Below are 22950 nucleotides of genomic sequence, written 5' to 3'. Positions count from 1 at the left end.
TCCGCGAAAGTGAATAGAATGACGATATCGGTGACGTTTTGTGGTGCTGCTGGTGGGGTGACCGGGTCTTGCTATTTTTTGCAGACCGATCGGGGCAATTTCCTTGTCGATTGCGGTATGTTCCAGGGCAGCAAAACCGTCCGTGAACTGAACTATGGCAAGTTCCCGTTTGAGGCGGACCGGATTTCGGCTGTGTTGCTGACGCATGCGCATATTGACCATACCGGCCTGGTGCCCAAGTTGGTCAAAGCCGGTTTTGGCGGGCCAATTTATGCGACGGAGCCGACCTGTGATCTTCTGACCTATATGTTACCGGACTCCGGATACATTCAGGAAAGCGAAGTCGAACGCCTTAACCGTCGCAATGCGCGGCGCGGTCGTCCGGAAGTCACCCCGATCTACACCCGTGAAGACGCGGAAAATACGCTTTCGCAGCTCAAGACTGTCGAATATCACGAATGGTTGCCGGTGATTGATGGTGTGCGGGCGAGATTCTGGGACGCGGGCCATCTTCTTGGTTCCGCGTCGATCGAGGTGGAGATTGAGAACGGCGACAAAGACGGTAAGCCGACAAGATTGCTGTTCTCGGGTGATGTCGGAACCGGTGAGGCCGTATTTAACGAGGCGCCCGAGGCCCCGACGGGTGTCGACTATCTGTTTGTCGAAACCACCTATGGCGATCGTAACCGTCCGGTGATGACCGACGAAGAACGCCGTGAGATGCTGCGCAAGGAAGTTCAGGATGCGCTGGGTAATGGCGGCAATCTGGTAATTCCGAGTTTTGCCGTTGCCAGAACCCAAGAGTTGCTTGTTGATCTTGCGCATCTTTTCAACCGCGGCCAGTTGCCACCGGCAAATGTCTTTGTCGATAGCCCCTTGGCGCAACGTGCGACCGATGTATTTGCCAAGCACCTGAAGCGCGGTGACGCACAGGCGCTGTCGCATCCGAAGTTCCATATGGTGCCGGATGTTCAGGCGAGTAAACAACTTGCTCAGGTCACCAGCGGTGCGATCATTATTTCGGCAAGTGGCATGTGCGATGCCGGTCGCATTCGCTATCATCTGAAGAACAACCTGTGGCGGCCTAATTGCACCGTGCTTCTGGTTGGTTTTCAGGCGGCGGGCTCTTTCGGGCGTGTTTTGCAGGGCGGGGCAAAACATGTGCGGATTCACGGCGATGAAATCGAAGTGCGTGCCCGTATTCGGACGTTGGACGTCTATTCCGGCCATGCCGATCAGGATATGCTTTTGCAATGGACCAAGAACCGCTTGCCAGTCGCGCGTCAGATTTTCCTCACCCACGGTGAAGAAGGCGCACGCGCGGCATTCCGAGAAGTTCTGATGGCGCAGGGCATTGAGGAAAAGCTGATTTCCATGCCGATGCTTGACGACACGGCCACCCTCAAGAAGGGCAAAGGCCAGCCGGCTATTCCGCAAGCACGTCTTTCGGGTGAAGAACTCTCGCGCGATGACTGGCATAATCTTTATGCTGGTACAGTAACGGCGCTTTCGGAAAAACTTCGTTCGCTTGAAACTGCGGAAGAAAGAAAAGAGATGCTCGAAAAAGTCTTGCGCGATATCGGTTCAGTATGAGAGCAATTGTCCGGGAGCTGAAAGAAGGGCGCAAACCCCGACTTCACGGATTTACTTGCCATAAACAAAGAACCTGTCACCCTGTTAATGGGTTGTGCGGGGAGCAGAGGCCACTACGCATGCGGGCGGGGATATGTCAGTCGTAGGGAATTCCGGATATCGGGTTCTGATTTACAGCCATGATACCTTTGGGCTTGGGCATTTGCGCCGTTGCCGTACCATTGCGCATGCGCTGGTATCGCATCGCGATGATGTATCTGTACTGATTTTGTCGGGCTCACCAATTATCGGCAGCTTTGAGTTCCGCTCGCGCGTGGACTTTGTCCGCATTCCGGGCGTGATCAAGCTGTCTAACGGCGAATATACGTCGCTTAACCTCAATATCGATGTCGACCAGATTCTGGCAATGCGAGAATCGATTATTCAGCACACAGCCGATGTGTTTAACCCGGACATCTTTATCGTCGATAAAGAACCGCTTGGCTTGCGCGGCGAGGTCGAGTCTACGTTGCAGATGTTGCGCCATCGGCGCACCCGTCTGGTGATGGGCCTGCGCGATGTGATGGATGATCCGGTGAACCTGCGCGAAGAATGGGACCGCAAGCAATGCGTTCCGGCCCTGGCAAACCTCTATGATGAAATCTGGGTTTATGGCCTCAAGGAAATCTGTAATCCGCTCGAAGGGATCGACTTGCCCCCGGGCGTTGAAGAAAAGATGTCCTATACCGGCTATTTGCCACGTACCGCCACCCGCAGACCCGCACCGGAGCACGGTGCCCTTGGCCTTGAAGAACCGTATTATCTGGTGACGACCGGTGGCGGTGGGGATGGCGTCAATCTGGTCGATTGGGTACTCAGCGCCTATGAAACCGACCCGGACATTCCGGTGCCGTCGCTGGTTGTTCTCGGACCCTTTATGGGGCCGACACAGCAAAACGAATTCATGAAGCGTGCGGAAAAGATCGACAAACTGTCGGTCATTACCTTTGATGCCAATGTCGAAGTGTTGATGCACAAATCGGCCGGCGTGATCGGCATGGGCGGCTACAACACCTTCTGCGAGATCCTGTCCTTTGACAAACCGGCCGTTATCGTACCGCGTACTGTTCCGCGTCTTGAACAGTATGTTCGCGCTGCGGCGGCAGAAAAGCTTGGTCTGGTCAGAATGCTGACCGAAGATGGTGGTCGCGATCCGCGCGAAATGGCCGACGCACTGCGTGGTCTGATACATCAGCCAAAACCGTCACATGTGACTGTTCCGAACCTTATGGGCGGACTGGATCGCGTTGGCGAATTGGTTGATCGCTGGCTTCCGCCACAAATGGCCGCAGAATAATCATCGGGAATAGATTTGATGGCACGCGACAATCTGGCAATCGTGGTGAAGGGTTATCCGCGATTGTCGGAGACCTTTATCGCCCAGGAAATTCTGGGTATTCAGCAGGCAGGCATTCCCTATCGGATTGTGTCGCTGCGTCATCCAACCGACAAAAAACGCCATCCGATCAATGATCGCATTACAGGTGCGGTCGATTATCTACCGGAATATGTCTATCAGGAACCGATGCGGGTTTTGCGTGGCTGGCTTAAGGCGCGCAAGATGCCCGGATATCGTCGTGCCGTGAATATCTGGTGGCAGGATTACCGCCGGGACCGTACCGCCAATCGCGCACGCCGATTTGCCCAGGCCATGGTGATGGCCGCCGAGCTGCCCGATGATGTGACCCGCATCTATGCCCATTTCCTGCATACACCGGCATCGGTCGCGCGCTATTGCGCGATTATGCGCGGTTTGCCGTGGTCCTGTTCGGCCCATGCCAAGGATATCTATACCAGTCAGGACTGGGACATGCGCGAAAAGCTGCGCGATATGGATTGGCTGGTGACTTGTACAAGCGCCAATGTCGATTACCTGCGCACCCTTGCCGAGGATCCGGATAAAGTTAATCTGCTTTATCACGGACTGGATTTTTCGCGTTTCCCCGAGGACCTTCCAGCAAGACCTCTGCGCGATGGGACAGATGCCGATAACCCGGTAAGGATCCTGTCGGTCGGGCGGCTGGTGGGCAAAAAGGGATATGACGACCTTCTGCGCGCCTTGGCCAAACTGCCAGCCAACCTTCATTGGCGGTTTATTCATATTGGCGGTGGTAACGGCGAAAAATATAAAAAACTTGCGACAGAGCTCGGCATTGCGGACCGCTGTGACTGGCAAGGGGCGCGTGATCAGAAGGAAGTGATTGCGGCATGTCAGTCTTCTGATTTGTTCGTACTGGCCAGCCGGATTGAGAAGGATGGTGATCGCGACGGGCTGCCAAACGTTCTGATGGAAGCACAACTTTGCGGACTTGCTGCGGTTTCGACTGCAATTTCGGCCATTCCTGAACTGATTGAAGACGGCGTAAATGGCAAACTTGTGCCCGAACGTGATCCGGATGCACTTGCGGTCGCGCTGAAAGCCTTGATCACTGATCCTCGCCTTCGCGAAACCATGGGGCGCAAGGGCAATGAAATTGTACGTCGGGATTTCTCATTCTATCGCGGCATGAAGGATCTGGCGGAACGTTTCGGTGTTAACTTCCAGTCCGACGAACAGGCAGAAACCCCCGCCGAACAACCCGCCGCAGAGTAGGAGGCACGCACTTGCAGGTTGCCTTTTACGCCCCGTTAAAGCCGATTGACCATCCGGTGCCGTCGGGTGACCGCCTGATTGCCCGCATGCTGTGTGAGGCCCTTCAGTCAGCAGGTATGAAGGTCGATATTGCTGCCCGCCTTCGCAGTCGCGTTGCTGATGGCAATGTCCTTAAGCAGGCACGGCTTGCCGAACTGGGAACCAAACTTGCAGCCCGTTTACTGCGGCAATACCAATCAGGGTTCCGTCCCAAACCGGATATCTGGTTTACCTATCATCTTTATTACAAGGCACCGGACTGGATCGGGCCGATTGTCGCCGATGCGTTGGGTATCCCTTATGTGGTGGCCGAAGCATCCTTTGCCCCAAAGCGTGCAAACGGGCCATGGGGACAAAGCCATCTGGCAGTCGAAACAGCACTAAGGCAGGCGGATGCCGTTTTCTCGCTCAATCGCGTTGATATGGAATGTCTGGCTCAGGTCTGCCAACCGGATCGTCTGCATTTCCTGCCGCCCTTTACGCGTGTCGCGTCATGGCATGTTGGGCAGCGGGTAGCAATCAATCCGCAACGTGTGCGGTTGGTGACAACCGCAATGATGCGCGATGGTGATAAACTGAAATCCTATGCGCTTTTGGCAGACGCACTGGGTCGCCTCAGGCGCAATGGCGTTGATAACTGGCACCTGACAGTGATTGGTGATGGCCCCGCGCGTCAACAGGTCGAAGACCTTTTTGAAGAAAACGGACTTGGTGAAGGCAAGGTTTCACTGGTGGGCCTGAAAACACCGGAACAAACCAAAGATATTCTCGCGCAGTCAGATTTGTTCGTATGGCCCGCGATCAATGAAGCCTTCGGAATGGCGTTGCTTGAGGCGCAGTCTGCGGGGCTTCCGGTTCTCGCAGGGGATACTGGCGGTGTGTCGGGTATTGTTTCATCCGGTGTAACAGGGTGGCTTGTGCCTGTTGGTGATGTCGCGGCTTTTTCAGACCGTTTGGCGGAATGCCTTGGGGCGGATGTTGCCGTACTGCGCGATATAGGTGCCGCTGGCGCATCGAAAGCAGCGCAGCATCACACGCTTGAAGCCGCAGCCGATCTTCTATCCACCACATTCAAGAAAGTCATCCCGGGTCACCTGTCGTCACAAAACGGGCAGAGCCCAGCATGAAACAGATTCGCTTTGCATTGCTTCGCCACGGTGTCACGGCCTGGAATACCGAAAAGCGCATTCAGGGACGGACAGATATCTCAATCAGGCCCGATACAGCTGATTGGTATCGTCAGCACCGTTTGCCCGCCATGTGGACCGATGTGCCGTGGTTTTCTTCGCCGTTATCCCGAACGCGTGAAACTGCAGATGCGCTTGGGATCAGAACCGTTGCCACCGAGCCCGCGTTCATCGAGATGGACTGGGGTACCTGGGAGGGCGAGAGACTTTCTGACCTTCGCGCAAGGATGGGGGAAGACCTTCGCGCCAATGAAGACCGCGGTTTGGATTTTCGTCCCGACGAAGGTGAAAGCCCGCGTGATGTGCTGGGGCGGTTTGAGGCATTCCTAAAGGATTGCGATCTTACAGAATTTGGTGCGGTCACCCACAAGGGCGTGATACGTGCTGTCTATGCTGCGGCACGTGGATGGGACATGATGGGTAAAATTCCAGACAAACTCGATTGGCACTGTTTGCAGGTGTTTCAGTATTCTGATGAGGCCGGGTTCTCTGTTGACGCACTCAATGTACCACTTGCCCCTGCGCAGGAGAGCGCGTGATGAGTGATGTCATGGTCTATGTGCAGCACTTACTTGGCATTGGTCACGTGCGCCGCATGGCGTTGATCAATCAGGCGCTTCGCAATGAAGGGCTTGGCGTCACGGTCGTAAGCGGCGGTGTGCCCGATGACAGCCTTGATTTCGCCGCCAGTGAAGTTGTTCAGCTTTCGCCCTGCAAGACATCCGATACTGGTTTCTCAGGGCTTGTCGATCCGGAAGGGAACGCCTTGGGGGACGACTGGCAGGAAGAACGTAAAAGGCAGCTTCTTGCCGCGTTTAAGAAAACCGCGCCGAAGCTTCTTTTGGTCGAAATGTTCCCGTTCGGGCGCCGCGCCTTTCGGTTCGAATTGATCCCGCTATTTGATGCGGCGATTGAGGCAGGCATTCCGATCATTTGTTCTGTCAGAGACCTTTTAGTGCGTAAAAAAGACATCGGCAAAACGCGATGGATGCGTGACATCGCGCGCAAGTATCTTGATGCGGTTCTGGTGCATGGTGATCCGCAACTGTTTGGTTTTGATCGCAGCTTTGATTTTGCCGACGATATATCGGACCTGATCGCCTACACGGGATATGTCGCACCAAAGGTTGCCAATGATGTTTCAGATGGTGTTGAGGCAGATCGCAGCGGTGTTCTTGTTTCTGCCGGTGGTGGTGCCGTAGGGGCAGCGCTGATCAGGCTTGCAATTTCTGCCCGCGCGCATTCGCAAAAGTATAATGACGCTATTTGGGATATTGTCGCTGGGCCGCATTTTCCCTCGGATCAGTTCGACCTTTTGCGCGACCAGTTGCCCGACGGTGTTGTTCTTCATCGGTTCTTGCCCGATTTCCGTGAAAGGATGGCGGGTGCCGCCGTTTCCGTTTCACAGGCCGGATACAACACGCTGATGGATGTGTTGGCGACGCGAACGCCAGCGGTCATGGTGCCGTTTGCAGAAGGCGGCGAAAGCGAGCAAACCGAACGTGCGGAAGTCCTTGCCAATGAAGGGGTTATTTCCCTGCTTGATCTTGATGGCCTGTCTGCGCAATCATTAGCAAAACAAATAGATAACGCCAGACAGCCAAGCGGGATTAAAATCGCGCTGGATGGCGCAAAAAGAGCTGCGTCAATCATCGCAGAAAAGATCAAAGGGCAGGCATGAGCAGCTGGGACCAATTACGCGCAGAGCTTGATCTGTGGCAGTCGGAAGACCGGATTGCCACCGCGTGGTGGCGTGACGACGATGCTGTTTCTGTGACCCCGGCGCTTGAGACGCTTCTGCGATTTGAACAGGACTATAAAGTACCACTCGCCCTTGCGGTTATTCCGGCGGCTTTGCAGGACGACCTTGTCGAACGTCTTGTCGAGACCCTTGATACCCGTGTTTTGCAGCATGGCTGGTCACATCAGAACCATATGCCAGAGGGACGCAAGAAACAGGAACTCGATGACGTACGCGATATTGGCGACGTCGTTGCCGATCTTCGCCACGGGTTTTCGGTTCTGCAATCGCGTTTTGGCAATCGTTTCTTGCCGGTCCTGGTGCCACCATGGAACCGGGTGGCCGAAGATGTCGTAGCGGCGTTGCATTCCCTTGGCTTTTGCGGGATCAGCACATTCAATGCCCGCAAGGCGGCAGAGCCGTACAAAGGCATCATGCAGGTTAACACGCATGTTGATGTCATTGATTGGCGTGGAACGCGCGGCTTTGTTGGCGAAAACGCTGCACTTGGCGCAATGATTGAACATCTGTCAGCGCGGCGAACAGGGCAGGTCGACGCGGATGAACCGACGGGAATTCTGACCCATCACCTTGTCCATGACGAGGCCACCACGAAGTTCCTTGATAATCTGTTTTCTATGGACCATTCAGCTTTGCGCTGGTTGAGAATACCTGGAGTATTTCCATGGCAATAAGGCCAAAACAACACGCGGAACCTGAACCGGCACAGGCCCCCAACGCCCCCAGTGTGCCAAGCACCGTGCCAAGCACCGTGGACCCGGTAAAGCCAGCAGGTGTTGGTGATAGTGAAGTCCAGACGATGGGCTATCCATCCAAATTGATGGCGCCGGATTTGGCGAAATCAATTGTCGGGCTGCTGATTTGCGGGGTTATCGCGCTGATTCCCGAGATGCTCGCAATCATTCAATGGACGTCGGCCGGGCTTGCTTTGCTGTTCGTTTTCTATTTTGCCCGCACGGTTATCCGCTTCCAGTCAAAGATCTATGTATCGGAATACGGCATCCGGCTTTCAAGCCTGCGCGGTGGAACGGCTTTTGCTTGGCCGGAACTTTCAAAGTTCCGCTTGCGTTACTTTAGTACCAAGCGCGATGGCAACAAGGGATGGTTCGAGCTGACCCTGCAGGCAGGAGATGCGAAAATTGTCGCAGAATCAACACTGGACGGTTTTGACGATCTCCTTGAAATTTCTCGTGATTGGGCGAAAGATAACCAGCTGCTTGTCGATGACGTCACAAGAACAAACTTGATGCGCATGGATGAGGCCGAAACACTGGTTAAGGCCGCTGCATCCGAACGCAAACACGGTGGTATCAACTAGAATGACCGATATTCTGCGCATCAAGGATCTGAAAGTTGAATTCGTACTGCCGCACATGCGTGTCAAGGCTGTCGAGAATGTAAGCTTTCGCATCGGTGCGCAAGAAACCGTGGCACTGGTTGGTGAGTCCGGATCGGGCAAAAGCACCATTTCGCAGGCGATCATGGGCCTGTTGCCAAAGGTGGCCCAGGTCACCAAAGGATCTATCATCTTTGCCGATCCGAAAAAGCCCGGAACCCGGGTGGATATCGCCATGCTGGATCGGTCGGGCTCTGACATGCGCGCCATTCGCGGTGGCCGGATTTCGATGATTTTTCAGGAACCGATGAGTTCCCTATCGCCGCTCCACACAATCGGCGATCAGATATGCGAGGCGGTGAAGCTTCATCGCAAGGTCGGATCGGCCGAGGCGCGTGAGCTTGCCGTTGAAATGCTGACACTGGTCGGCTTTCCGCAGCCCAAGCGTTCACTGAAAACTTATCCATTCGAACTTTCCGGTGGCCTGCGCCAGCGCGCGATGATTGCGATGGCACTGGTTTGTCGTCCGGCCTTGCTGATTGCGGATGAACCTACAACCGCCCTTGATGTAACCATTCAGGCGCAAATTCTGCGTCTGATCAAGGAAGTGCAGGCAGAATTGCAGATGTCGGTTCTGTTGATCACCCATGATCTTGGTGTGGTTGCCAACATGGCAGACCGGATGGTGGTGATCTATGACGGGCGGGTGGTCGAGGCTGGCAAGACCGACGATGTGTTCATCAATCCCGGCCATACCTATACACGATCATTGCTGGCGGCGGTTCCGCACTTTGATATGGGACCGGACGAAAGATTGCGTCCGCTGCGCGAGATCAAGCCGAAAACCGGTAGTCTTCTTGCCAGCGCAGGTGATGGCAACGCACAACAAAATACATCCGATGTTCCGGCAACTTTGGCCCTGCACCCGACCATGGCAAGCGAACCGGTTCTGGCAGTTCGCCATCTCAGCAAAAGCTTTACCACGCGCAAGGGTAACTGGATCAAATCCGAAGAGCGCCTTATACCCGCAGTTTCCGACGTCTCACTGACGGTTAATCGTGGCGAATGCGTTGGTCTGGTGGGCGAAAGTGGTTGCGGTAAAACGACGCTTTCCAAGCTGATCATGCGCGCGATGAGCCCGGATGAAGGTTCCATTCTGTTCCGTGGTGAAAGCGGGCAGATGACTGAATTGACCGGGCTTGATGAAGATCAGCTCAATCCGTACCGAAAGCGGATACAATTTGTTTTTCAGGACCCGTTCGGATCGCTTAATCCGCGGATGACGGTTCAGGATATCATCACCGAGCCCATGCTTATTCACGGTGTCGGGGATAGTAACTATCGACAGAAAATGGTGCTCGAACTGATGGACCTGGTTGGTCTTGATCCGCGTTTTCTCAACCGGTATCCGCATAGTTTTTCCGGCGGGCAGCGCCAGCGCATCGGGATTGCACGTGCGCTTAGCCTGAAGCCGGATTTGTTGATTTTCGATGAGCCGACATCGGCACTTGATGTATCGGTTCAGGCGCAAATACTTAATCTTTTAAAAGATTTGCAGCGTGATCTTAATTTGACCTATCTGTTTATATCACACAATCTTGCGGTCGTGGACTACGTTGCAGACAGGATTGCCGTGATGTGTGCCGGGCGGATTGTTGAGTCCGCACCACGTGAAGTGCTGTTCAAGAACCCGATGCATCCCTACACGCAGGCTTTGCTGCATGCCGTGCCGTTTGCCGATCTGGATCATCTGCTTGATTTCGACAAGATAATGGATGGCAAAGCATCTGATCCATCCCGGTGGCCAGCCCCGTTCACGATCAACCAGACCAGCGAGCCCAAGATGATGCAGGTCGCAGAAGATCACTTTGTTCGTGCCGAACGTGCCGATTTTACGGAGATCGCCATATGATCAGTGTTTTAAACCCGTCGATGTCTAAAATTCATCGTGCCTTCTCCGGCCTTGTGATGACGACAGGTTTTCTGGCGGCAAGTGTCTTGGTCGCACCGGCGCACGCAGAAGTCCCTTATTTCAAGGATGCGGTTGCAAGCGGGTCTTTGCCGGCAATGAACGACCGCCTGCCAGAACATCCGCATGTGATTGACTTTGCGGGTGAGGGTAAGGAAATCGGCAAGTATGGTGGGGAATTTGTCACCATCATGGGGCGGTCCAAAGATATCCGTATGGCGGTTGTCTACGGCTATGCCCGCTTGATTGGCTATGATCAGGACCTGAACCTGCGTCCAGATATCCTTGAAGCGCTTGATGTGAACGAAGAAGGCAATGTCTTCACGTTGCATATCCGCAAAGGTCACAAATGGTCGGATGGCGAGCCGTTCACGGCCGAGGATTTCCGCTATTACTGGGAAGATATCGTCAATAATGATGAACTTTTTCCGGTCGGGCCGCCGCGTTTCCTGTTTGTCGGGAATGAACCGGCAACCTTTGAAATCCTAGACGAATATACAGTTCGCTACAGCTGGTCACAGCCAAACCCGTTTTTCCTGACGGAACTGGCTGCAACCCGCCCGCCGTTTATTTATCGCCCGGCGCACTACCTGAAACAGTTCCATGAGAATTATCGCGATGCGGACGAGCTTCAGGCGATGGTTGAAGAACGCGGTCTGCGTAGCTGGGCTGTGTTGCATACGGACATTGATCGTCCCTACAAGCTTTCCAACATTCATCGCCCGTCGCTGGAGCCATGGCTGATCACGACAGAGGAGCCGTCTGATCGCTTTGTCTTTGTGCGCAACCCGTATTATCACCGCGTCGATCCGGAAGGTAACCAGCTTCCTTACATCGACCGGATGATCTTCAATATCTCGAACGCAAAGCTGGTCCCGGCCAAAGTCGGCGCGGGCGAGGTCGATCTGCAAAGCAGGATTCTGTCGCTTAAGGACTACACGTTCCTGAAGCAATCCGAAGCCAATCAGAATTATGATGTGCGTCTTTGGGATGTCGGGGCAGGGGCTTATGCCGCATTGTATCCCAACCTGACCTGCAGCGATCCGGTCTGGCGCGAAGTTCTGCGTGACGTCCGTTTCCGTCGTGCACTGTCCTTGGCGATCAACCGCACCGAAATTAACCGGGTCATGTTCTTTGGTTTGGCGCAACCGACCAACAATACCGTCTTGCCAAAAAGCCCGTTATTCAAACCGGAATATCGCGAAAGTTATACCGATTTCGACGTCAAGGCCGCAAACCAATTGCTTGATAAAATGGGGTTGGATGAACGCAATGGCGAAGGTATCCGTCTTTTGCCGGATGGACGCCCGATGGAAATCATTGTCGAGACGTCCGGGGAAAACCCTGAACATGACGACATGCTTGAACTGGTTGGCGACAGTTGGCGTCAGGTTGGCATCAAGCTGTTCGTCAAGGGCCTGCAGCGCGAAGTGATGCGTAACCGTGCCTATACCGGCGAGACGATCATGTCGATTTTCAACGGTATTGATAACGGCTTGGCGACGCCCAACACTGCCCCTGATGAATTCGTTCCTGTTCTGCAAGACAGCCTGCAATGGCCGAAATGGGGGCAATATTATCAAACGGACGGCGAGGCGGGCGAAGCACCTGATATGCCAGCCGCCAAGGAACTGATGGAACAGTATCGCAAGTGGCAAACCAGCAATGAGGCCGGCCAGAAACAAGCATGGCAGGCCATTCTCGATATCAATTCGGAAAACATGTTCTCAATCGGTCTGATCGGCAACGTGCCGCAACCGGTCGTTATCGACAAGGACATGCGCAATGTGCCCGAAAAAGGCATCCATAGCTGGGAGCCGGGTGCGTTCTTTGGGATTTATCGGCCTGATACCTTCTGGTGGGATCGGTAATCTTTTTAACTAAAAACGTGTTGTTTCGCGCCGTTGAGGGAATGGCGTAAAACAACCTCGGGGGAGCAACAGCGCCGATGCTGACTTATCTGGCAAGACGGCTTTTCGTGATGATACCCACGCTGTTTATGATCAGCGTGCTGGTGTTTGTCATCATTCAGCTGCCGCCCGGCGACTTTCTGACCACGTATCTCAACGAGCTTCAAGCCCAGGGCGAGGCAGTTGATCCGGCAAAGATCGAGTTTCTCAAACGGCAATACGGCCTGGATCAGCCGATCTATATTCAATACGCCGAATGGGCCTGGGGGCTTTTGCAAGGCGATCTCGGCTTTTCATTTGAATATAACCTGCCTGTGAGTGATGTGGTCGGTGATCGGCTTTGGCTGTCGCTGGTGCTGAATTTCAGCACGGTGATCTTCATCTACATCGTCAGCTTCCCCATCGGAATCTATTCGGCAACCCGTCAATATAGCTGGGGCGACTATGGTTTCACTTTGCTTGGCTTCCTTGGACTTGCCATGCCGAACTTCCTGTTTGCTCTGATCCTGCTTTATTACGCAAACGTCGTTTTCGGAACATCGATCGGTGGTCTGATGGACCCGGAATACATCAACCAAGGCTGGTCCTTCGCCAAGATGATGTCGGTTGTTGAACATCTTTGGGCACCGGTCGTGGTGATCGGGACGTCAGGGACAGCCGCCATGATCCGCCGTCTTCGCGCCAACCTGCTTGATGAACTGGGCAAGCAATATGTGGTTACAGCCCACGCGAAGGGCCTGTCACCGACCAAGGTATTGTTTAAGTATCCGCTGCGCATGGCACTTAACCCGTTCATCGCAGACATTGGTAACATCCTGCCGCAGGTGGTGTCGGGGTCGGTTCTGGTGTCGGTGGTGATGTCACTACCCACCACGGGACCGATGTTGCTTACGGCACTGCAAAGTCAGGACATGTATCTGGCTGGTTCCTTCCTGATGTTCTTGGCCCTTTTGACGGTTGTGGGCATGTTTGTTTCCGATGTTCTGCTTGCCTGGCTTGACCCGCGCATTCGTTTGCAGGGAGGGGTCGGCAATTGAGCAAGGAAACCGAAAAGCGCAACGAACATTTTGTTGATTCAGCGCCGTTTGATCCCTGGGATCGCGAGGAACTGACGCCAGAGCAGGAAAAGTATTTCCTTGCCTCGCAATGGCAATTGATGTGGTGGCGGTTGAAACGTCACCGGCTGGCGTATTTTTCACTGATTGTTCTGGCGATCATGTACGCGTCGGTCTTTATCGTCGAATTCATTGCACCCTATGCGCAGGAAACCCGCAATTCGGAATATATCCATCATCCGCCACAGGGTGTTCATCTGTTCCATGACGGCGAATTTGTCGGGCCTTTTACCTATGGCACCGATTTCTCCGTCAATATGGAAACACTCAAACCGACTTACACGGTCAATCCGGACCGGATAGAGCCATTGCGCTTTTTCTGTTCGGGGGATGAGTATGAATTCTGGGGCATGATCGATATGGACTTCCATTTCGTCTGCCCGTCAGAAGACGGTACGCTGTTCATGTTCGGCACCGACAGGCTTGGTCGGGACATGTTGTCTCGCATGATCTATGGTGCGCGGGTTTCGCTGACCATTGGTCTGGTGGGTATTTCCGTCAGTTTCCTTCTTGGTATCCTGATCGGCGGGGCGGCCGGTTATTACGGTGGCTGGGTGGATTCAACAGCCCAGCGTGCGATTGAAGTCATCCGTTCCTTGCCGGAAATTCCGCTTTGGATGGCGCTTTCAGCCGCATTGCCCGTGACCTGGAGCCCGATCTTAATTTATTTCGGGATAACGGTCATTCTTGGCCTGATTGACTGGACGGGGCTTGCACGCGCGGTTCGATCGAAACTGCTGGCGCTTCGTGAAGAGGACTATGCACTGGCAGCACGCCTGATGGGGGCGAAGCCCAAACGGATCATTGCACGTCACTTGCTGCCGAACTTTGCCAGCCACCTGATTGCATCGGTGACGCTATCGATCCCCAACATGATCCTTGGTGAAACCGCGCTGAGCTTCCTTGGGCTTGGCCTGCGCGCGCCGGTGACCAGTTGGGGCGTGTTGCTCAATGAAGCGCAAAACATCAATGCGGTCGCGGTCTATCCCTGGCTGATGTTGCCGGTTGTCCCGGTTGTCGTCGTGGTGCTTGCCTTTAACTTCCTGGGCGATGGCCTGCGGGATGCGGCGGATCCTTACAAGAACTGATCCATCATCGCACCAAACGAAAAAAGGGCAGCCTCATTGGGCTGCCCTTTGTTTTTGGGTGTCTATTTCCTAGCGCTTGCGCAGCCACAGACTTGTTTCATGCGCGCCTTCGGGAAGGTGTATGCCGTTGGCTATGGATTGGTCGACCTCATCGCGCATGCGGGTCGTTGCATATGCGCTTGACCACATGATTTCAAACCCGCCGCCAGCCAGAAGGGCGGCAACGCCTTGTTGTTCGTTATATCCGCGCCATTGCCAGATTTCCGGATAGTCATCGGGCAGGGTGATGTCATGGATATGAATGATCGCCCCACTTGGCAGGGTCGGAATGACCGACGAAAACAGCAGATCAACATCGGTACCGGGCATCAGGATGTGGCTTGAGTCGATCGACAGGAAATCCGCACCGGTCAGGGTTTTGAAGACCGATGGATCGGCTTTTTGCACGATGGTGCGTTCGACGGTGATCGGAAGCTTCGCGATATCGGCGCGTGGTGCCGGATCAATCGCATGAAATGCCGTATCGAGTTCGCCGTCCTTGATCGCCCGGTAATAAAACCGCGTCGAATGACCCGACCCGATTTCAATGATCCGGTCCGGGCGAAATTCACGGGTAAAGACATAGGCCATCATGCCATCAAGGCGCGGAAACCAGCTTTGTTGCCAGCGGGGATCCGGTGGGGTGGCATTGCCGAAGCTGGCAAACGCCTCCTGATAACTGGCGGCCTTGGTCAGCCAGGCCTTCATTGTGGGGGCGGCTGTGTCCATCATGGTTTCGATTGCCGGGTAGGTCGGGCGCCCGACAGCCTTTGCCGTCTCGCTGGCATAGCGATAAGGAATGAAATAGCCAGCAGGCTCGGCGCCAATCAGTGTTTTCAAACCAAGTTTCAAGCGGCGCATTCTTAAAGAGAACGGCATCGAGGTCATATCAAAGGCCCCTTTGAGTTCAAAATTATTGTGTTTCTATCGGTGCCGGTAAGTTTAATCAGTTGCAAAAAGTCTGATCCTCTCCGCGCCAGGCTCGTGTCAGCACAATCGCAAATCCCATCGAAATCGCCGAAAATACCGCCATCAGGTAATAGACCTGCGATCCGAACTGTTCATACAGCGGGCCGGAAATCCAGATGCTGCTACCAAGGAAAACGCCCATGGACAGTGTTGCCATCAGGCTTTGTGCCGAGGTGGCAAGTTGTTGGGGTATGGCGCGGGCGATAAAACTGACAGCGGCCAAATGCGTGATCCCGAATGTCATAGCATGAAGGGGTTGAACCAAGATAATCAACCATAGATTGTCGGTTGTGCCCAGTACAATCCAGCGTAAAATTCCTGATCCCGCACCAATCGCAAACAAGATACCGGGATGGCGACCACGGACAAACCGCCCGGCGACAGCAAACAGAACGATCTCGGCAATCACACCAATTGACCAGAAAACGCCAATCATTTCATGCGAGTAACCGGCTGATTCCCAATGGACAGAGGCAAAGGCGTAATAGGTGCCATGAGCACCCTGGGCAAATCCGATGCAGGCAAGATAAATCAGGAAAACCGGTTTGCGCAGCAGATACATCAGCGAAGAACCGGATCTGAGCGGACGATCTGTCTGCGGGTCAGGCATGCGGGTGGTAATCGCAAAATTCACGATCCCCGCAACGAACAGCATCCAGACGATCCATTCCGTCGATGTTCCATCCAGAACCCAGCCCGCCCCATAGGATGCCAGAATGAAGGCAAGCGATCCCCACAGCCGCACCCGACCATAATCAAGTTCACGCGCCTTACATTCATGCACCGTAATGGTCGTGCCAAGCGGCAGCAGCGGCGAGAAGGTAAAGCCGATCACGACGGAAAGGGCGGCAAGCCACCAGAAATCGCTCGAGATGGGGAAGGCCAGAATGGATAAAACATAGATCCCGGCAAGCCACATCATCGGGGTCTTGCGATTGCCGGTGCGATCAGCGCGTTGGGCAATCAACGGATCGGCAAAGACACGCACCCAGTTCGGCAGTGATAACAAGATCCCGATTTCGGCTGCCGATAATCCCTGGGATTTTAGCCAGACCGGCCAATAAGGCAGAAAAACACCCTGAATCAGAAACAGTCCGGAAAAGAACAACGCCAGCGTTGCCGCCGTTTTCATCCGGTCCGGGTCGGTGGCTGGTGATGGTTTCGATGATGGTGTGGCGTTTGGCGTGTTCATGCGGTGAGTTGCCGACGCTTGAGGCCGCGAATGATGAAACGCGCCGGATGAATGGCATGCATCAGCACTTTTTCCAGAGGCAGGGGCATATCGCAAATCTCACTGGCAAGAATCTCGGCGGCAAGCGGGGCGCCGATCAGTCCGCGGGCCCCGAAACCGGTACAGATATACACGTCTTTGTGGTAGGGCGCATCGATATATCGCGCGCCTTTTTTGCCCTTGTCGATGTCGCCATATGACGCAAGATAGGCGTCAAAATCCGGCGCAGGACCGATCAGGGGCAGGTGATCCGCGGTTGTCGTGCGCAAGGATGCCCGGCCTTGAAGCATGTCAGGCGAGAGCTTTTCCGCAACATCGGGCAGGACTTTTCCAAGCTGGTTTATGTTAAATGCGTGGTCATCTTCGCGTAGGTCCGTCTGCGCATCGTCACGTCCAAAAGTGGCCCCAAATACATGCAGGCCATCGCGCGCTGGTGTGATGTAGCCCTTGTGGCTCAGAACGCACTTAATGGCAGACCCATCGCCAAGGTTTGCCAAGATTTCTTCTGGCAAAAAGCTGATCTGACCACGAACAGGGTTCAGGTGATCTCTAAGCCAGCTTGTCTGATTGAGCATTTGCGTTTCAAGCGCGCCAGCGATGATAACGGCATCAAACGGCCCATAGGAAGCCCCGTTTTCATCGGTCAGGACTTTGCCTTGTTCAGCATCGCTAATGGCCGTGATGGTTGTTGAAAGCCGAATATCTATACCATCAGAAAAAGCCCGTACCACCGACGGCGGATTAACCCAGCCGGCGGATGGATAAAAAACACCGCCATAGGGCAAGGGCAGGCCAAATCGTTCTGAGGCCTGATCACCGTCAAGCGCCTCGACAAGGTCGGGTTTGTCGCCAAGGCGCGCGATCAGGCCATCAAGCCTTTCACGTTTGCGTGCACTGGTGGCAAGATCAATCACACCGCAGAAATCGGCCTCGACCAACCCCTGATTGGAAAGTTTTTTGATCTTGCGATGGCTGAAACGATAACCAGCCTCATAAAACCGGCCCATGATGGCATCATCAACGGTCAGATAGGGCTCCAACATGCCAATCGGATTGCCCGATGCGGCATTGGCCAGTTGATCTGCCTTTTCAAAAAGGGTCACGGCAACGCCACGTGCGTTTAAGGCATTCGCGCAGGCCGCACCGGCAAGCCCCCCACCGATAACGGCGACAGATTTGGTTTTCTTGGGGCGGGGCAGGTTAAACCAAGGATCATCGGCGATTTCGAAAAGGTCTGGCGCATCGTCGCTGTCACCAACCGGTGCCGAAAGCGTTGCCGTGATCATGTCGCGCTTGTAGCCAAACCCTTTGCGCTTGCTGATTTCAAATCCGGCACTTTCCAGACCGTCGCGGGCAATGCGTGCGGCAGTAAAAGTCGCAAGGCTCGCACCACGCGGGTTGGACGCGCTGGCAAGGGCAGCAAACAGGTCCGGATGCCACATATCGGGATTGCGCGCGGGCGCAAAGCCATCAAGAAACCAGCAATCAATATTCCCGTCATAGCCAGACCAGCATTCAATCGCATCGCCGATCAGAAGCGTCAGGCTGACATCGGCATCGGCAAGGGAAAAACGGTGTACACCGGGCAACATGGTTTCATGCGGCCAGATTTCGGCAAGCTGGTTGGAATATTGCGACAGTTCCGGCCAGCGCTGGTGCGCCCGGATCATGTCATCGCGCGACAGCGGGTATTTTTCAACGGAAACGAAATGCAGGCGTCTGGATCGTTTGGGATCACTATCCCAGCATTGCCAAGCGGCCAGAAAATTCAGTCCAGTGCCAAAGCCGGTTTCGCCAATAGCAAAGCTTTCGCGGTCCTGCCAGGCAGATGGAAGGTTGTTGCCCTCAAGAAACACATAGCGCGTTTCAGCAAGCCCATCCTTGGGATTGAAATAGATATCACCAAAATGCGGAGAGAACGGCACATTGCCATCCTGCCAGGTTATTTCACCGGCAGGTCTTGGTTCATCACCTTCTGCCGGCTTGGTGACATCGTTTGCCGTCATGCAGACAGGACCTCGTCATCCTGTTCGGGGACAAGGGCCAGGGCTTCGCGGACGACTTCAGTACCCGCTCCTTTGCGATGGGCGTTTTCGCTCAGATAACGGCGCCATTGTTTCGCACCGCGCATTTGTTGGAACAGGCCCAGCATATGGCGGGTAACATGGCCAATGGTGCCGTGTTCTTCTTTCAGGTGTTCTTCGATATAGGGCAGCATGGCCTCAACCACCTGATGGCGGCTCAGGGGCTTGGCATCATCGCCATAAAAACGCCGGTCGACATCTGCCAGAACATAAGGGTTCTGATAGGCTTCGCGCCCGATCATGACACCGTCGACATGTTTCAGATGCGCGTCGGTTTCATCAAGCGTCTTGATGCCACCGTTGATCAGGATTTCAAGTTCCGGGAATTCCTGCTTAAGCTGATAGACCAACTCGTACTTTAACGGCGGAACTTCACGGTTTTCCTTGGGCGAAAGACCTTTGAGCCATGCTTTGCGCGCATGAACGATGAAAGTCTTGCAGCCAGCCTCGGCAACCGTTTCGGTAAAGCGCTTAAGCGACGGGTAGTCTTCTTGATCGTCAATGCCGATGCGGTTTTTGACTGTGACCGGGGCGTCGCTGGCCGAAATCATCGATTTCACGCAATTCGCAACGACATCCGGCGTTGCCATCAGGCAGGCACCAAAGGCGCCGTTCTGCACACGATCTGATGGGCAACCACAATTCAGATTGATTTCATCGTAGGCATAGTCATTGGCGATTTCGCAGGCGCGCGCCAGATTGTCCGGGTCGCTGCCGCCAAGTTGAAGCGCAACCGGGTGTTCGGCGTCGTTATAGCGGAGATGACGTTCCACCCCGCCGTGAAGAATGGCACCCGTGGTGACCATTTCGGTATAAAGCAACGTATGACGACTGATCTGCCGCAGAAAATAGCGATCATGCCGATCCGTCCAATCCATCATCGGGGCGACGGAAATACGCCGATTAACAGTCATTTGCCTACCGTTTTTGTCAAAGTCGGGTGAAGAGGGTTGCTGTATTCCAAGCGCGGTCTTTATATAGGTTCCGTGATTTAGGGTCAAAACCGATTGCGCGATGCATGGCAGCATCCCGAAGATATTAAAGTACAGGATTTGATATGGTTACGATTTACGGCATCAAGAACTGCGACACTGTCCGCAAAACCCTGAAATGGTTTGATTCAAAGGGCATTGAAAACAAGCTCCATGATTTTCGCGCTGACGGAATTGACGCCAAGACCATCGAAGGCTGGCTTGATGAAGTCGGGGGTAAGGTTTTGATCAACAAGCGCGGGCCGAGTTATCGCAACCTGAGTGACGACGACAAAGCAAAATTGGAGCAGGGCGGTGCCGCTGCGGCCGCAGTCCTTGCCGCCAATCCGACCGTGATCAAACGCCCGGTTGTTGATTTCGGATCGACCCGGACAGTCGCCTATGACGAAGCGCGCTGGACCGAACTAGCTGCTTGATAAGGGATTAATCCATGAAAAGGCCTGTTGTTCGGGGTGTGATCTTTGATTGTGATGGTGTTTTGGTTGATACCGAAACACTGGCGTGTCGCGTGTTGACAGAGCAGCTTTGCGATTATGGCTGCGACATGGATATGGCGAAGACCCATGATCTTTTCATTGGTGGCACATTGGCGATGGTGCCGCCAAAAATGGAACAGATGTTTGGCATCACACTGCCAGAAGACTGGCTGTCTGAATGTTACGAACGCACGTTTACGGCCTTTCGCAACGATCTGACGCCGTTCGCACATCTTGATCCGGTGCTTGATCTGCTGGAAGAAAACAACATTCCCATTGCGATTGGCAGCAACGGTCCACATGCCAAGATGGACGTATCGCTCGCCAAGGTAGGCTTGAAGGAACGCTTTGAAGGCAGGGTTTGTTCGGCACATGATGTCGAAAACCCTAAACCGCATCCGGATGTCTTTTTGCTGGCCGCACAGAAAATCGGTGTCGATATCAAGGATTGCATCGTTGTGGATGACAGCCAGAACGGCGTGCGCGCAGGTGTGGCATCCGGTGCGACGACCATCGGTCTTGTCGATATTACGCCGGCCAACTACCTTCTTGATGCCGGTGCGCACCATATTGCGACCGACCATCGCGACCTTTATCGGCTGTTGGCCGATTGGATGTCTGCTACGTAGCTGGTACTCATAGCATCCATCAAAAAGCAAACGGGCAGCGCCGTGTTGGGCCGCCCGTTCTTTTGTTTTCGCAGGATGTCTTTATTCACCAACCACAATGCCTTCGCGGCGGGAATCAGCGCCACCAATCAGGCCGTTTTCGGTGATCATAATGGCGTGAATGCCGGAATTAAGATCGCGAATGCTGGTCTCAAAGCCCATGCCTTCCAGTGCCGGGGCCAAGTTTTCGGCCTCGGTTCCGGCTTCAAGGTCAAAGGTGCCGAAGCGGTTGACCAGATGGGGCATGTCGATGGCGTCCTTGGGCGACATGTTCCAATCAATCATCCCGATAAGCGATTGGGCGACATAGCCAATGATGCGCGATCCACCCGGTGAACCCGTGACAATTACCGGTTTGTCGTCTTTCATCACGATGGTGGGCGCCATGGATGAACGCGGGCGTTTGCCCGGTGCCAAGGCGTTGGCAATAGGGACGCCATCGGAATGGGTCTTGAACGAGAAATCAGTCAGTTCGTTATTGAGCATAAAGCCGTTCACCATCAGGCGTGAACCAAAGCCGTTTTCAATCGTGGTCGTCATCGAAACCGCATTGCCGTAGATATCGACGATCGAGAAATGGCTGGTGCTTGGCAGTTCAATCGCTTCATCGTCGGCCAATTTCATGGAGTGGCTAAAGCTCGGCATGCCGGGTTCGGCGGCTTCAAGCGCGGTGTCCCGATCAAGCAGTTTGGATCGTTCCGCCAGATAGGTTTTATCAAGCAATCCGGTCAAAGGCATCGGGACAAAATCAATATCGGCCATGTAGCGCCCGCGATCGGCAAATGCCAAACGCGATGCATCACCGATCAAACGCCAGCTTTGTGCAGAACTGGGGCCCATCGCGGCGATGTCATAGGGTTCAACCAGACCAAGGATCTGTCCGACCGTTAGCGCCCCCGAAGAAGGCGGTCCCATGCCGCACACATCATGATCGCGATACTCGATACAGGCGGCCGGGCGTTCCTTGACGTGATACGTGGCGAAATCGGCAAGTGACAGGACGCCGGGGTTCCAACTGGCACCCTTAACCTTGTCGACAATGTCCAGGGCGATCTGACCCTGATAGAAATTCACGGTCCCGTTGGCCGCGAGGTCTTGCAGGGTCTTGGCATATTTCGGATTGTGAAGAACCGTACCGGCCGCAAGTGGCTCGCCATCTTTATCAAAGAAATAGCCCTTTGCTTCGGGATCGCGCGCAAGTTTTTCCTGATCATCGGCGATCAAGGCAGCAAGACGCGGAGAAACTTCAAAGCCCGCTGTGGCAACATCAATTGCCGGATCAAGCAGGCTATTCCAAGGAAGTTGCCCCCACCTTTCGTGCGCTGCCTCCATCAGGGCAGGGGTGCCGGGTGTACCCACCGATCTGCCGCCAACAACCGCATCATAAAACTTAAGCGGTTCACCGTTTTCATCCTGGAATAGCGTCGGCGTTGCGTTCAGCGGCGCGGTTTCGCGGCCATCAAGCGTGGTCAGCTTTCCAGTCGCTGCATCGAAGTAAACCAGAAACGCGCCGTCCCCAAGCCCGGATGATTGTGGCTCAACAAGGCCAAGCATGGTTTGAATGGTGACCATCGCATCAATAGCGTTGCCACCAGACCGCAAGATATTAGCACCGGCCTCGACTGCCAGCGGGTTGGCAGCGCTGATCATCCAGTTGTTGGAAGTGGCTGCCTTGCGCATTTGAGACGAGGAACCGGCCGTGCTTGCCTCAGGTGCGACGGCGTCTGTTGTTTGCTGGGCAATAGCACTTTGACCAAGGCAGACGTATAAACCCGCGGCAATAAGGGCTGCCAGAAGCCGTGGGCGAAGTTTGACTGTTTCGAAAGATACAGGAGCGTTAAGGGGCATGTTCCAGACCTT

General features: G+C 54.4%; 19 protein-coding genes. 14 read left to right on the top strand and 5 right to left on the bottom strand.

Annotated features, from left to right (window positions below; all coding sequences use genetic code 11):
- The first annotated feature begins 18 nt into the window (after positions 1–18).
- The 12 genes from TH2_RS12565 (at position 19) to TH2_RS12510 (ending at position 14631) form a co-directional block, all read left to right on the top strand.
- Complete coding sequence (locus tag TH2_RS12565) at positions 19–1593, top strand: MBL fold metallo-hydrolase (protein WP_008890812.1); 1575 nt, start codon at positions 19–21, stop codon at positions 1591–1593.
- Between the two features lie 133 nt (positions 1594–1726).
- Positions 1727–2929 carry a glycosyltransferase family protein gene (locus tag TH2_RS12560; RefSeq protein ID WP_008890811.1) on the top strand — a complete coding sequence of 401 codons (1203 nt, stop codon included), beginning with the start codon at positions 1727–1729 and terminating at the stop codon, positions 2927–2929.
- A gap of 18 nt (positions 2930–2947) precedes the next feature.
- Positions 2948–4225, top strand: a complete 1278-nt coding sequence (locus TH2_RS12555) for a glycosyltransferase family 4 protein (protein ID WP_008890810.1) — start codon at positions 2948–2950, stop codon at positions 4223–4225.
- An 11-nt stretch (positions 4226–4236) separates the two neighbouring features.
- The gene (locus tag TH2_RS12550; protein ID WP_008890809.1) at positions 4237–5391 is read left to right on the top strand and encodes a glycosyltransferase family 4 protein; all 1155 of its coding nucleotides are present in this window, start codon (positions 4237–4239) and stop codon (positions 5389–5391) included.
- Complete coding sequence (locus TH2_RS12545) at positions 5388–5990, top strand: histidine phosphatase family protein (protein WP_008890808.1); 603 nt, start codon at positions 5388–5390, stop codon at positions 5988–5990. Before TH2_RS12550 ends, TH2_RS12545 begins: the two co-directional genes overlap by 4 nt.
- Positions 5990–7132: a glycosyltransferase family protein gene (locus TH2_RS12540; protein ID WP_008890807.1), complete on the top strand. Its 1143-nt coding sequence runs from the start codon at positions 5990–5992 to the stop codon at positions 7130–7132. Before TH2_RS12545 ends, TH2_RS12540 begins: the two co-directional genes overlap by 1 nt.
- A complete protein-coding gene (locus TH2_RS12535) occupies positions 7129–7887 on the top strand; it encodes a polysaccharide deacetylase family protein (RefSeq protein WP_008890806.1) in 759 nt (252 codons plus the stop codon). Before TH2_RS12540 ends, TH2_RS12535 begins: the two co-directional genes overlap by 4 nt.
- Complete coding sequence (locus TH2_RS12530) at positions 7878–8531, top strand: hypothetical protein (protein ID WP_008890805.1); 654 nt, start codon at positions 7878–7880, stop codon at positions 8529–8531. Before TH2_RS12535 ends, TH2_RS12530 begins: the two co-directional genes overlap by 10 nt.
- A gap of 1 nt (position 8532) precedes the next feature.
- Complete coding sequence (locus tag TH2_RS12525; protein ID WP_008890804.1) at positions 8533–10461, top strand: ABC transporter ATP-binding protein; 1929 nt, start codon at positions 8533–8535, stop codon at positions 10459–10461.
- On the top strand, positions 10458–12389 hold the full coding sequence (locus TH2_RS12520) for an ABC transporter substrate-binding protein (RefSeq protein ID WP_008890803.1): 1932 nt from the start codon (positions 10458–10460) through the stop codon (positions 12387–12389). The genes TH2_RS12525 and TH2_RS12520 overlap by 4 nt, the downstream gene beginning before the upstream one ends.
- 77 nt (positions 12390–12466) lie before the next feature.
- Positions 12467–13465, top strand: a complete 999-nt coding sequence (locus TH2_RS12515) for an ABC transporter permease (RefSeq protein WP_008890802.1) — start codon at positions 12467–12469, stop codon at positions 13463–13465.
- Positions 13462–14631: an ABC transporter permease gene (locus tag TH2_RS12510; RefSeq protein WP_008890801.1), complete on the top strand. Its 1170-nt coding sequence runs from the start codon at positions 13462–13464 to the stop codon at positions 14629–14631. The genes TH2_RS12515 and TH2_RS12510 overlap by 4 nt, the downstream gene beginning before the upstream one ends.
- A gap of 69 nt (positions 14632–14700) precedes the next feature.
- Here TH2_RS12510 and TH2_RS12505 read toward each other — a convergent pair whose 3' ends face one another.
- The 4 genes from TH2_RS12505 to dusA are packed head-to-tail and all read right to left on the bottom strand — an operon-like array spanning position 14701 to position 19868.
- Entirely contained in the window at positions 14701–15558 is an 858-nt protein-coding gene (locus tag TH2_RS12505) for a class I SAM-dependent methyltransferase (protein WP_008890800.1), read from the bottom strand.
- A gap of 58 nt (positions 15559–15616) precedes the next feature.
- Complete coding sequence (locus TH2_RS12500) at positions 15617–16831, bottom strand: 3-phenylpropionate MFS transporter (protein WP_008890799.1); 1215 nt, start codon at positions 16829–16831, stop codon at positions 15617–15619.
- Positions 16828–18876 (bottom strand): bifunctional tRNA (5-methylaminomethyl-2-thiouridine)(34)-methyltransferase MnmC2/FAD-dependent 5-carboxymethylaminomethyl-2-thiouridine(34) oxidoreductase MnmC1, encoded by a 2049-nt coding sequence (gene mnmC, locus TH2_RS12495; protein WP_008890798.1) that lies wholly within the window; start codon positions 18874–18876, stop codon positions 16828–16830. The genes TH2_RS12500 and mnmC overlap by 4 nt, the downstream gene beginning before the upstream one ends.
- Positions 18873–19868: a tRNA dihydrouridine(20/20a) synthase DusA gene (gene dusA, locus TH2_RS12490; protein ID WP_008890797.1), complete on the bottom strand. Its 996-nt coding sequence runs from the start codon at positions 19866–19868 to the stop codon at positions 18873–18875. Before dusA ends, mnmC begins: the two co-directional genes overlap by 4 nt.
- A gap of 143 nt (positions 19869–20011) precedes the next feature.
- Here dusA and TH2_RS12485 point away from each other — a divergent pair, with 143 nt between their 5' ends.
- Positions 20012–20362 carry an ArsC/Spx/MgsR family protein gene (locus TH2_RS12485; RefSeq protein ID WP_008890796.1) on the top strand — a complete coding sequence of 117 codons (351 nt, stop codon included), beginning with the start codon at positions 20012–20014 and terminating at the stop codon, positions 20360–20362.
- 14 nt (positions 20363–20376) lie between these two features.
- Positions 20377–21051 carry an HAD family hydrolase gene (locus tag TH2_RS12480; RefSeq protein WP_008890795.1) on the top strand — a complete coding sequence of 225 codons (675 nt, stop codon included), beginning with the start codon at positions 20377–20379 and terminating at the stop codon, positions 21049–21051.
- Positions 21052–21132: 81 nt separating this feature from the next.
- On the opposite strand, the gene ggt is transcribed toward TH2_RS12480, so the two are convergent.
- Positions 21133–22938 carry a gamma-glutamyltransferase gene (gene ggt, locus TH2_RS12475; protein WP_051007634.1) on the bottom strand — a complete coding sequence of 602 codons (1806 nt, stop codon included), beginning with the start codon at positions 22936–22938 and terminating at the stop codon, positions 21133–21135.
- Positions 22939–22950: the final 12 nt, after the last annotated feature.

The sequence above is a fragment of the Thalassospira profundimaris WP0211 genome (genome assembly GCF_000300275.1).
In the GTDB taxonomy this organism is placed as follows: Bacteria; Pseudomonadota; Alphaproteobacteria; order Rhodospirillales; family Thalassospiraceae; genus Thalassospira; species Thalassospira profundimaris.
This window is presented reverse-complemented; position numbering and strand designations above follow the sequence as displayed.

Coding starts and splice junctions, on each gene's coding strand:
- TH2_RS12565 (WP_008890812.1), top strand. CDS start 19: ATGACGATATCGGTGACGTTTTGTGGTGCTGCTGGTGGGGTGACCGGG.
- TH2_RS12560 (WP_008890811.1), top strand. CDS start 1,727: ATGTCAGTCGTAGGGAATTCCGGATATCGGGTTCTGATTTACAGCCAT.
- TH2_RS12555 (WP_008890810.1), top strand. CDS start 2,948: ATGGCACGCGACAATCTGGCAATCGTGGTGAAGGGTTATCCGCGATTG.
- TH2_RS12545 (WP_008890808.1), top strand. CDS start 5,388: ATGAAACAGATTCGCTTTGCATTGCTTCGCCACGGTGTCACGGCCTGG.
- TH2_RS12540 (WP_008890807.1), top strand. CDS start 5,990: ATGAGTGATGTCATGGTCTATGTGCAGCACTTACTTGGCATTGGTCAC.
- TH2_RS12535 (WP_008890806.1), top strand. CDS start 7,129: ATGAGCAGCTGGGACCAATTACGCGCAGAGCTTGATCTGTGGCAGTCG.
- TH2_RS12530 (WP_008890805.1), top strand. CDS start 7,878: ATGGCAATAAGGCCAAAACAACACGCGGAACCTGAACCGGCACAGGCC.
- TH2_RS12525 (WP_008890804.1), top strand. CDS start 8,533: ATGACCGATATTCTGCGCATCAAGGATCTGAAAGTTGAATTCGTACTG.
- TH2_RS12520 (WP_008890803.1), top strand. CDS start 10,458: ATGATCAGTGTTTTAAACCCGTCGATGTCTAAAATTCATCGTGCCTTC.
- TH2_RS12515 (WP_008890802.1), top strand. CDS start 12,467: ATGCTGACTTATCTGGCAAGACGGCTTTTCGTGATGATACCCACGCTG.
- TH2_RS12505 (WP_008890800.1), bottom strand. CDS start 15,558: ATGACCTCGATGCCGTTCTCTTTAAGAATGCGCCGCTTGAAACTTGGT.
- TH2_RS12500 (WP_008890799.1), bottom strand. CDS start 16,831: ATGAACACGCCAAACGCCACACCATCATCGAAACCATCACCAGCCACC.
- mnmC (WP_008890798.1), bottom strand. CDS start 18,876: ATGACGGCAAACGATGTCACCAAGCCGGCAGAAGGTGATGAACCAAGA.
- dusA (WP_008890797.1), bottom strand. CDS start 19,868: ATGACTGTTAATCGGCGTATTTCCGTCGCCCCGATGATGGATTGGACG.
- TH2_RS12485 (WP_008890796.1), top strand. CDS start 20,012: ATGGTTACGATTTACGGCATCAAGAACTGCGACACTGTCCGCAAAACC.
- TH2_RS12480 (WP_008890795.1), top strand. CDS start 20,377: ATGAAAAGGCCTGTTGTTCGGGGTGTGATCTTTGATTGTGATGGTGTT.
- ggt (WP_051007634.1), bottom strand. CDS start 22,938: ATGCCCCTTAACGCTCCTGTATCTTTCGAAACAGTCAAACTTCGCCCA.